The following is a 2,232-nucleotide window of genomic DNA, read 5'->3' as shown; positions in this document are numbered from 1 at the left end:
GTACGCGGTGTTCGGCGTGGTCACGAGCACGGTACGGGGGCGGGCCACGCCGAACACCGCGTACTCCAGGGCCGGCAGCCGCGGCAGGTCGAGGTGCTCGACGACCTCGCTGAGCACCGCCGCGTCGTATCCCTTGAGCCGCTTGTCCGTGTACGTGAGCGAGCCCTGCCGAAGCGTCACCCGGGCGGCCTGGCGCTCCCCCATCCGGTCCAGCTTCAGCCGGCGCGAGGCGATCGTCAGGGCGCGCATCGAGACGTCCACGCCGACGATCTCGGTGAAGCGCACGTCCTTCAGCAGTGCCTGCACCAACTGACCCTGGCCGCAGCCCAGGTCGAGCACGCGGCCGGCCCCCGCAGCGGTCAGCGCCGCCAGGATCGCGGCCCTGCGCTGCTCGGCGAGCGGCACCGGCCGCTCCTCCGTGTCGGCCGTCTCGTCGACCGCGTTGTCGATGCTCTCGACTTCGAGGTCGTCGGACTCGGCGAGCCGCACCAGCTCCAGCCGCTGCATCGCCTGCCGGGTCAGCCCCCAGCGCCGCGACAGATACCGGCTGGTGATCAGCTTCTGCTCGGGGTGGTCGGCCAGCCAGCCCTCGCCGGCCCGCAGCAGCTTGTCCACCTCGTCCGGCGCCACCCAGTAGTGCTTGGCGTCGTCGAGAACCGGCAGCAGGACGTAGAGCTGGCGCAGGGCGTCCGCGAGCCTCAGCTCGCCCTCCAGCACGAGCCGTACGTACCGCGAGTCCCCCCACTCGGGGAACTGCTCGTCCAGCGGCACGGCCACCGCGTCCACGCGCGACCAGCCGAGCGGACCGAAGAGCGCCCGCACCAGCTCGGCACCACCACGGGCCGGCAGGGCGGGAACCTCGATCCGCAACGGCATCGGCTCCGCCGCGCGCTCGGGCATCGCCTTGCAGGCGCCGCTCAGCGCGGACTTGAAGACGGTGCTCATCGCGACGGAAAGCAGCGAGGACGCGGCGTAGGGACGGTCGTTGACGTACTGCGCGAGTGCCGCGTCGGGGGCACCGCCGCGCCCCTTGCCCTTGCCCCGCCGCACCAGCGCCACGGGATCCACCTCCAGCAGCAGCGCGGCTGTGCACTGCTCCGCGGATGCCTCGGGATAGAAGACATGCGCGGTGCCGTGCGAGGTGGAGAACGTCTGCGCCTTCTCGGGATGCTTGTGCAGCAGAAAGCCGAGATCGGTGGCGGGACGCTCCGGGGTGCCGGTGGTACTGATCGTCAGGAACACGTGTCCGAGTATGGTCCGGTTGACTCGCCCTCACCAGGCATTTTCAGCTCTCCCCGGGCTCGTGTGTCGTCCCTCCTTCGCCGAGCAGCACGGCCAGTTCCGCGATAGTGGCCGGACCGACGCGGCAGCAGCCGCCGACCAGCCGCGCACCGACGTCCTGCCAGGCCCGGACCTGTCCGGGGTCGAACGTGGCGCCCCCGGTCCACGCCCTGCCCTGCGCGTCCCAGCGTTCACCGCTGTTCGGATAGACGACGACCGGTTTCCCGGTCGCCTCCGCCGCCACCTGGACCGCCCCGTCCACGTCGGCCGGATCGCAGCAGTTCACCCCGGCCGCCACCACCTGTTCCTCCCCGGCGACGAGACCGAACGCCTCCTCCAGCCGCTGCCCGGCCCTGGTCCGGTCACCGGCCACGGTGTAGGAGAGCCAGACCGGCAGCCCGCACTCCCCCGCCACCCGCAGCAACGCCTGCGCCTCGTCCGTGTCCGGCACCGTCTCCAGCGCCAGCACATCGGGGCCGGCGGCGGCCAGGGCCTCGATCCGGGGGCGGTGGAAGCGTTCCAGTTCCCGGATCGTGAGCCCGTAGCGGCCCCGGTACTCCGCCCCGTCCGCCGTCACCGCCCCGTACGGGCCGACCGAGGCCGCGACCCAGACGTCCCGGTCCACCGCCCCGGCCGCCCGGCGGGCCAGCTCCACACTGCGGGCGAAGAGCCCCGCCGCAGCCGCCCGCCCGATGCCGCGCTGCCGGAACCCTTCGAAACTCGCCTGATAGCCGGACGTGATGAGCACCTGCGCACCCGCCCGCACATACGCCGTGTGCGCCGCCTCGATCTGGTCCGGTCCGTCCACGAGCAGCCGGGCCGACCAGAGGTCGTCGGACAGATCGCAGCCCTGCGCCTCCAACTGGTTGGAGAGCCCGCCGTCGAGCAGGACCGTTCCCGCCGCGAGCGCGGTGGCGAGCGGGCGGGGCGGCGCCCCGGCCGGGGCGGCGG

2 protein-coding genes are annotated in these 2,232 nt (G+C 73.0%); both read right to left on the bottom strand.

The genetic code is table 11. The annotated features are described in order from the left end of the window. The coding region (locus tag JGS39_RS38935; RefSeq protein WP_219574490.1) for a 3' terminal RNA ribose 2'-O-methyltransferase Hen1 at positions 1-1,242 on the bottom strand (1,242 nt) is incomplete at its 3' end. A 43-nt stretch (positions 1,243-1,285) separates the two neighbouring features. After that, a partial coding sequence (mmuM, locus tag JGS39_RS38930) for a homocysteine S-methyltransferase (RefSeq protein WP_236066022.1) occupies positions 1,286-2,232 on the bottom strand: 947 nt, incomplete at its 5' end.

Source organism: Streptomyces poriferorum (genome assembly GCF_019399235.1).
GTDB lineage: Bacteria > Actinomycetota > Actinomycetes > Streptomycetales > Streptomycetaceae > Streptomyces > Streptomyces poriferorum.
This window is presented reverse-complemented; position numbering and strand designations above follow the sequence as displayed.